Genomic DNA, 8029 nt, shown 5'->3' with positions numbered 1-8029 from the left:
GCTCCCTACGGAATCAGAGTGAACGCGCTTTCGCCTTCGCTGATTGGTCCGGGCTTTATGTGGACGCGACAGACCGAATTACAGGCGGCTGCGGGGTCGCAGTACTTTGATGCCGATCCCAAAGTGGTCGAGCAACAGATGATCGATTCAGTGCCGATGCGCCGTTTGGGGAGTTTGGAAGAGGTTGCCAACGGTGTCGCATTTCTCATGAGCGATGAGGCAAGCTATATTACCGGGTTTAACTTGGATATTACTGGCGGGCAATAGAAGCAAACCAGAACTCAAAAAGGAAAAATTATAGCTGTCGCCATCCAGGTTAGGACAGTTTTAACAGATGAAACGTCTACGCATCAGTAATAATCCTTTTGCCCTCTGCCGTCTGCCTTTTGCTATACGGCTGCAATGTATGTGTTGCAGCGTTCGCGTTGATTCAAAAGTACTTTATTAATATAAGATGTGATGAGCTATACATCAGAATTTGAGCAAAAAATCAACAATTAGGCAGACGCTCAGGCAATCGATCTACTCTTTTGGGGGATGCAGACTTCCCGCAGGTGAGATATGAGAGAACCTTTTTCAGAACGACGCGATACCAGCAAAGCTGGCTTGCCCCTTAAGGCTCGCAAGTTAGATCTTGCTGCTCATGCGGCTTGGCTCTATTACATTGCTGGGAATACACAGGAAGAGATTGCGGCAAAGCTTAATGTGTCTCGACAAGCGGCACAACGCTTAATCGCGCTGGCGGTGAGTGAAAAGCTGATCAAATTTCGGCTGGATCATCCCTTAAGTGAGTGCATTGCTCTGGCTGAGTCGCTACGCGATAAGTTCGATCTGTCGCTTTGTGAAGTGGTACCGAGTGACGCTGGGAGCGGTGATACGTTTAATGGAATTGGCGTGTGTGCGGCTACCTACTTAGAGAGCTATCTTGTCGCGAAAACCCCGACGATACTGGCGTTCTCATCGGGACGGACGTTGCGATCAATGGTGGAACAAATTCCCTCAATGGATCAACCCCAGCATAAGATTGTCTCAATTATTGGGAACATGTCCCACTTCGGGCGTGCAGGTCGCAACGAAGTGGTGATGCATTTGTCCGATCGCGTTGGTTCCCAAGCCTACCCTGTCCCTACTCCTGTAGTTGCCACCAGTATTGAAGAACGAGAACTTTTGCAGACGCAGCGATCGTTTATTGCCGTAAAGACTCTTGCAGAGCAAGCCAAAGCAACGTTTGTCGGAATTAGCCATATTGCCTGGAATGCCCCATTACATCAAGACGGCTTCATCAGTGATAATGAGGTGGCTCAATTGATTGAATTAGGGGCAGTGGGGGAAATTGCGGGTTGGGCATACGATCGATACGGAGTGTTGCTTCAGGATGGAACGAACAGCCGTGTCGCCAGTGTACCGCTCGAACAACCTGCTCAACGGCTGATTATTGGTGTGGCAGGCGGTTTGAAAAAAGCAGAAGCCATTCTGGCGGTTTTGCGTGGCAACCTAATCACAGGACTGATTACTGATGAAGCTGCTGCCCAAACGATTCTTGATAACCTCTGAATTGGCAACACAGAGGTCTTGAGCTGCGCTCACAATCAAAGAATGAAAATAGTTCTCACAGCTAACGAATTGGCGTCGTTTTAGCGTCTATGCCCAGCAGACCGACTAGCATAGGCGTTTTCTATGTTCAAGTGAGCTGAAGCCCTAAATCGAATGTCCCTACGTAACCTTGTGTATCTTTAGTGAGCTGGAGCATCAGTTGTTCACCACCCTCTCGAAAGATACCATCTTGCTCGTTCCTCTGGGTGCGCTGCCCTTTAACGGCATAGGGAGGTTGCGCGTGAATTTGATCCGTGAGGGAATCGTCAAAGTAGAGTTGTGAAGTAAACTCATAACTACGCTGGGACGCCAGCTCGGTGCGAATTTTGAAGTGGATGTGGACAGTTCTGCCTGGGTACCAACCGGGATAGATGGTAACAAACTCAACCATTCCATTTGCATTCGTCACCTGATAGCCGCGCAGGAACTTTTTCCCAACGGTGCTGAAACTAGGGTCTCTCACGTCAGAATAGACACCTAAAGCATCACAGTGCCAAAGGTCTACGCTTGCAGCAGCCAGAGGTGTGCAGGAGCTGCCATTGATCTGAGAGACATGAAATACCAGACGCAACGGTACTCCCTGCTTGACCGAACCATCCGAGGGATCGAATCGAATGTCAGAGCGGTTGAGTTTCTCATCCACGAAATATGGCCCTTCCGTTTGTTGGGGTCTTACCACGCAGCTCGGAGTCGCTGCTAGCACTGTCCGAGTCGGTGTCTGAGTTAACGTACCCACCGGTTCTACGGAAGCGGACTGTCCGCGTAAGCAGCCCAAAATCGACACGGCGGCTGTTCCCCCTAAAAAGGCAAGCACCTCTCGTCGGTTAAGCCTGGAAGCTACTGGATTTGTTTTCGCATGGTCTTTTTTCATTTCCTCTGCTTTTAAATAGAATTATTGAAGATAGGATGGTGCTGGTACAACTATTTCCTGACAACACGTCTCCACATCTGTTTGAAGAACTGACGCTGCTCCAAGACATGCAGCACAACCAATACCAACAGCGTGTAAGCCAGCCAAAAATGCAGGCTTTCGGCAAAATGGGCGATCGCTCGATTCTCTTCAAACCAATTTGGTAACTTGATAAAGAAGAAGGGAATGTCATGTCCACCCGTGTTCGATAACCAAATGCCGCTGATTGGAACGACCAACATGAAACAATAAAGGAAAGCATGGAGCGCAGCGATCGCCATCCACTGCCTTGTCAACATTGGTTTTCGCTTCAGATATTTCTTACTAAACACCTGTAGTAGTGTGAATATTCTGACCAAAAGCAGACCGAGGATGAGTACCCCCATTGACTTGTGGACGTTATATAGAGAGCCTCTAAAAACGACTTCATGCGGTAGGCGAGCCATCAGAATGCCAAGCAAATAAATGGCAAAAAAACAAGCTGCCATGACCCAATGCAATGTCCACAGTCGTTGAAATGCATGAGTCCATCGAGGGGGCGATTTAGTCTTTACCTGATTCATAAACAACTTATTAAACGGCAGAATGATGTTGGAGCGATTTCTATCTTCTTCGGAGACGCTTCACTAACGAAAAGCTTCGCTAACACAATCTGGAACCACACTCTGCATGAGAAACTCTCACCTCACCCTCAAGTGTCATGGACACGACCTGAAAACTGGCATCGCATAGTTGCGGGATGATCAGGATGGTAGAGGTAGTGCCCCCTGCCTTCGCGCTGGCGCTGCGCGGAAGACATCACCCCGTCAGCGTTTGGGAGCAACTACGGGAGGATTAGCCCCTAAGGTTTTATCCTTTTGATGTGCAACGCTTGAAAATTTGGTCGTATCCATGAACAGGTCGCTAAATTGGCTTGAGATTATGGCTGGGGAGGACGAGCTCCGTCTGGTTGGTTGCCATCCTCAGGAGGATGGGGCGGCTTTCCCAGCGCATCCATCAGTTGCTGTTCTGTTACGCCAAGTTTGGCTGCTGCCGCCTTAAAGTCGGGTCGGGGTGGGCGTTCTCCTGGTGCAGGCGGTGTAGTCGGTGGATTTTCTGGCACCCCTAGTGCTGCCTTCAAATTGGCTTCTGACACCCCTAGCTTCTGAGCGGCGGCGGCAAAATCTGGACGTGGTGGATGGGGTGGAACTCCCAGAGCATCTACTAGTTGCTGTTCGGTAATGCCGAGTTTTGCCGCCGCCGCCTTAAAGTCGGGTCGAGGTGGGCGTTCTCCCGGTGCAGGTGGCGTTGTCGGGACTCCAAGTGCTTCTTTCAACTGGGCTTCTGAAATACCGAGTTTTTGAGCTGCTGCGGCAAAATCTGGACCTCGATGGTTTTTGCGTCCCTGTTGTTGCTGATTGGGTTGGGACGAGTTTTGTGCCAATCGCTTAGGCGATTGAGCGGTTGCCTGATTCAACGCCACGCACCCAAATGTTCCAACGAGAACAGGAAGCGCAATCAGTGCTAACAGTCGGCGGGTATTCATCATGAGCTTTCTCCTTCGGTTGAATTTTGAACCTGTCTATATTTCGATTAAGTTCAACCAAAATTACAGCTTGCCCCTTGCTTAAATTACAGTTTTGTAATCTGAGCGAAGAATCGCGATCGCCTAGCTCAAGATAATGATTATCATTCTTATGCACGGTAGGTGACAGGAGGGTAACGCACCCTATTCTCTATATGTGTCTCAGCTGCGTAAGTTCTGATTTTGTTAATAAAGTTAGTGTTGATTGATACTAATACTAGATTTAATCCTACTCCTTTTGGAGTGCAAATTATCTTAAGAATTAAGTCTATTGAAAGAGTAGAAGAGCTTAATTTTTAACTATAAATTGAACTATTTAGAGTAAAAAAACTTGTTTATCCAAGCTTAAAATAATTAACAACAAGGAAAAAGATGAAAGCAGTTTGCTGGGAAGGCACCAAAGATATAAGGGTTCAAACAGTACCCGATCCAAAAATTATTAACCCGCGTGATGCCATTGTTAAAATCACTTCAACGGCGATTTGTGGTTCAGATTTACACCTTTATAACGGCTACATTCCAACAATGGAGTCGGGTGATATCCTGGGTCATGAATTCATGGGAGAGGTGGTTGAGCTAGGCAGTGAAGTCAAGAATATCAAAATTGGCGATCGCGTGGTGGTTCCCTTTCCCATTGCCTGCGGTGGCTGCTTTTTCTGCAAACAAAAGCTAACCTCACTGTGCGATAACTCCAACCCCAATGCTTGGATAGCGGAAAAACTCATGGGTTATTCCCCATCCGGTCTTTTCGGCTACTCCCACATGCTGGGGGGCTACGCGGGAGGTCAAGCGGAATATGCCCGTGTTCCATTTGCTGATGTTGGTTTGTTCAAGATTCCGGATGGACTGGCAGACGAGCAAGTCCTGTTTCTGACAGATATCTTCCCTACGGGATATATGGCAGCGGAAAACTGCAATATTCAGCCTGGTGATACGATCGCTGTCTGGGGTTGTGGCCCGGTTGGACAATTTGCCATTCGCAGTGCCTTTATGCTGGGTGCTGAACGAGTGATTGCGATCGATCTCGTTCCCGAACGCCTCCAGATGGCGAAAGACAACGGGGCAGAAATCCTTAACTTGGAGGAACTCGATGTAGGTGAAGCCCTCAAAGAAATGACAGGAGGGCGTGGTCCGGATGCAGTGATTGATGCGGTGGGACTGGAAGCTCACGGCATGGGACCAGAAGGATTTTATGACAAAGCCAAACAAGCGGTGCGGTTAGAAACTGATCGCCCCCATGCACTGCGGCAAGCGATCGTAGCTTGTCGCAAAGGGGGGACAGTGTCAATTCCCGGTGTTTACGGCGGCTTTATTGACAAGATGCCAATGGGTGCTGCGATGAACAAAGGCTTGACTTTCAAAATGGGACAAACCCACGTTCATCGGTACTTGCCCACGCTACTCGATCACATCCAAAATGGCGCGATCGATCCATCGTTCGTAATTACCCATCGTCTACCGCTAGACCAAGCACCGCACGGCTACGAAATTTTCTGCAACAAGAAAGACAACTGTATCAAAATTGTCCTCAAACCCTAAGGGGTTTGGTACATATACTTTTTCTTGTTCCTCTCAAAATCAGGGGAGTTAGGGGGGTCGATGTGTAGCGTGTTAAATGTGAAATGGCATGACACCCCCTCTCGATTGGATGAGATACACTCTGACCTCTCTCCAAACCTCTCTCCTACAAGGAGAGAGGCTTTGATCCTTACTCTCCTTCCCTATTCCGGGAAGGGGTTGGGAGTTAGGTTTTCCGCTCTGTATTTCACCCAACTGAGAACTGCTATAGACGTGCGCCTTATAGGGCAGAACGATTTTGCAACAATCCCTACCTCCTTCGGAGACGCTTCGCTGTAGGCAAAAAGTAGTTTAGGGCAGAACATTTATGCACATTCATCATCTCAATTGTGGCTGTATGTGCCCGATTGGTGGGGCGCTCTTCGATGGCTTCAGTCGCGGTCTGACGGCTCGCCTTGTCTGCCACTGTCTGCTTGTCGAGACGAACCAGGGACTTGTTCTGATTGATACTGGCTTCGGTTTGCGCGATGTCCAGTCGCCTTACTCGCGGCTCAGTCCGTTCTTTATTCATTTCAATGGTATCCAGTTCGATCGCAAGTACACGGCGATCGATCAGGTTGAGCGGCTGGGTTTTTCTGCACGGGATGTGCGTCATATTGTGCTGACCCACCTCGATTTCGATCATGCTGGTGGCCTGGAGGATTTCCCTGAGGCAAGCGTACATGTGATGCAGAATGAAATTGACGCAGCGGAGGACAGGCGTGGTTTCATTGCCAGCCAGCGCTATCGTCCAGACCAGTGGGATGAGGTCAAACGCTGGAAGTTTTATTCGGCGGGGGGCGAACCCTGGTTCGGCTTTGAGGCAGTCCGCGATTTAGAGGGGTTGCCGCCGGAGATTCTCCTTATCCCGCTTGTTGGTCACACGCGGGGTCATGCTGGTATTGCCATCAAGACAGGGGAGGGTTGGCTGCTGAATGCAGGCGACGCTTACTTTTATCGGCACGAGATGGACTCCGACCAGCGACGCTGCACGCCAGGAATGCGTTTCTACCAAACGATGATGGAGGTGGATCGCGAGGCGAGGCTCCGCAATCAAGAGCGGCTACGTGCATTATCGCGCGATCGCAGTAAGGGTGTGCGCCTCTTCTGTAGTCACGATGCGATCGAGTTCAAAGCGTTTGCCGACCAGTCCAGCGACTCCCAGAACTTGAAAATTCATCATTCATGAAGAGGGCGATCGCAAACTGATAAAAACTCAAAAAAAAACCTAGGTCTGATTCCTTAAAGTGATTAGAAAATGAGGGTGTACGCCGAATCGTTGCTGGAGGAGTCTGATGGCTGGTTTAACGGTTAAAGACTTGGAAAAATTGCAACTTTCGCATCCAGACTATCGGATGGAGTTGGTAGGTGGAGAGATTATTGTCACGAGTCCATCAGGGTATGAATCTGATGAAGTTGCCGCTGAGATTATCCGACTCTTGGGCAATTGGGTCAGACCTCGTAGATTAGGGCGAGTGACTGCATCCAATGCAGGATTTATTCTCCCCAATGCTTCGGAGGATGTGCGTGCACCGGATGCATCGTTTGTGCAAGCAGAACGATTGCGGCGAACAACAGGAGACTATGCTCAGTTAGTCCCTGATTTGATGTTTGAGGTCAAGTCTAAAACTGACTCATTGACTAAGCTTCGTCAGAAGATTCAGGAGTTTTTAGCTTTAGGAACGCAGGTTGGGGTTTTAGTTGACCCGCGCAGTCGGACGATGGAGGTTTATCGTCCGGGTGTGGAGAAAGTGGTTTTACGGGATGGGGATGTGCTGACAGTGCCGGAACTGCTACCAGGATGGGAGTTGGCAGTGGCTGAAATTTGGGCACCAGAGTTTGATTAGGTAAGGGGAGGGCAAGAAGGCACCGGATTATAGATAACCTTTGTCACCCATTCTTCAATCAGTTCAGCTTTCGTGAGATGGGGCAACGATAATTAGGCAATTTGCAGCGTACTGGGTTCAGGGATGGATTCACCTTCTGCAAGCCATGCTTCCAAGTACATTTCAATCACTTCTTCACCGTTACGAATTGCTTCCTCACGAGTTTTACCATGAGTGCAAGGCATTACAACGCGATCGCTAAACTCTGGAATCGTGACTAGGAAAAGCTGATCTTCATCAGACCATTGAACAATCATGCTGTATCGACTCATAAATTCTCATCCTCCCTTAGCTCTTCCAGTAAGGACAAGCTACGGTAGTCAGTGCGTAAAAATCGAGGTGAGCAAGGTCACCCTATTTGTAACACATAGATACTTATTATCTGTCAAGAGGTGGGTAATTGCATTTTGAGCTACTATTGGCGTTGCTGTTTTAGGTTTTCTAACCGAGTCTTTTCTGCATGAGCTTTACGAGACAAAACTTGAAGATTCTCTAGGGTAGTTAAACCGCCTTTCGACA

General features: G+C 48.8%; 9 protein-coding genes. 5 read left to right on the top strand and 4 right to left on the bottom strand.

Annotated elements, in window-relative coordinates; translation table 11 throughout:
• Positions 1 to 267, top strand: a 267-nt coding sequence (locus tag V6C93_RS27280; RefSeq protein WP_333479817.1) for an SDR family oxidoreductase, incomplete at its 5' end; no start/stop codon positions are given.
• A 294-nt stretch (positions 268 to 561) separates the two neighbouring features.
• The gene (locus tag V6C93_RS27275) at positions 562 to 1554 is read left to right on the top strand and encodes a sugar-binding transcriptional regulator (RefSeq protein WP_333479816.1); all 993 of its coding nucleotides are present in this window, start codon (positions 562 to 564) and stop codon (positions 1552 to 1554) included.
• Between the two features lie 127 nt (positions 1555 to 1681).
• On the opposite strand, the gene V6C93_RS27270 is transcribed toward V6C93_RS27275, so the two are convergent.
• The 3 genes from V6C93_RS27270 to V6C93_RS27260 all read right to left on the bottom strand — a co-directional run bounded on the left by V6C93_RS27270 (position 1682) and on the right by V6C93_RS27260 (position 4028).
• Entirely contained in the window at positions 1682 to 2464 is a 783-nt protein-coding gene (locus V6C93_RS27270) for an intradiol ring-cleavage dioxygenase (RefSeq protein ID WP_333479815.1), read from the bottom strand.
• Between the two features lie 50 nt (positions 2465 to 2514).
• Complete coding sequence (locus tag V6C93_RS27265) at positions 2515 to 3066, bottom strand: cytochrome b (RefSeq protein WP_333479814.1); 552 nt, start codon at positions 3064 to 3066, stop codon at positions 2515 to 2517.
• A 356-nt stretch (positions 3067 to 3422) separates the two neighbouring features.
• Positions 3423 to 4028, bottom strand: coding sequence for a hypothetical protein (locus tag V6C93_RS27260; RefSeq protein ID WP_414644288.1), 606 nt, complete (start codon positions 4026 to 4028; stop codon positions 3423 to 3425).
• A gap of 411 nt (positions 4029 to 4439) precedes the next feature.
• Between V6C93_RS27260 and V6C93_RS27255 the strand changes: the two genes are divergently transcribed.
• The 3 genes from V6C93_RS27255 to V6C93_RS27245 all read left to right on the top strand — a co-directional run bounded on the left by V6C93_RS27255 (position 4440) and on the right by V6C93_RS27245 (position 7471).
• A complete protein-coding gene (locus V6C93_RS27255) occupies positions 4440 to 5606 on the top strand; it encodes a zinc-dependent alcohol dehydrogenase (protein ID WP_333479812.1) in 1167 nt (388 codons plus the stop codon).
• A 346-nt stretch (positions 5607 to 5952) separates the two neighbouring features.
• Positions 5953 to 6813 (top strand): MBL fold metallo-hydrolase, encoded by an 861-nt coding sequence (locus tag V6C93_RS27250; RefSeq protein ID WP_333479811.1) that lies wholly within the window; start codon positions 5953 to 5955, stop codon positions 6811 to 6813.
• A gap of 106 nt (positions 6814 to 6919) precedes the next feature.
• Positions 6920 to 7471 carry a Uma2 family endonuclease gene (locus tag V6C93_RS27245; protein ID WP_333479810.1) on the top strand — a complete coding sequence of 184 codons (552 nt, stop codon included), beginning with the start codon at positions 6920 to 6922 and terminating at the stop codon, positions 7469 to 7471.
• 92 nt (positions 7472 to 7563) lie between these two features.
• On the opposite strand, the gene V6C93_RS27240 is transcribed toward V6C93_RS27245, so the two are convergent.
• Positions 7564 to 7782, bottom strand: a complete 219-nt coding sequence (locus tag V6C93_RS27240; RefSeq protein WP_333479809.1) for a type II toxin-antitoxin system HicB family antitoxin — start codon at positions 7780 to 7782, stop codon at positions 7564 to 7566.
• Positions 7783 to 8029: the final 247 nt, after the last annotated feature.

The organism is Allocoleopsis sp., assembly GCF_036703385.1.
Classification (GTDB): Bacteria; Cyanobacteriota; Cyanobacteriia; order Cyanobacteriales; family Coleofasciculaceae; genus Allocoleopsis.
The sequence above is the reverse complement of the archived record's forward strand: the minus strand, read 5'-3'. Positions and strand labels throughout refer to the sequence as shown.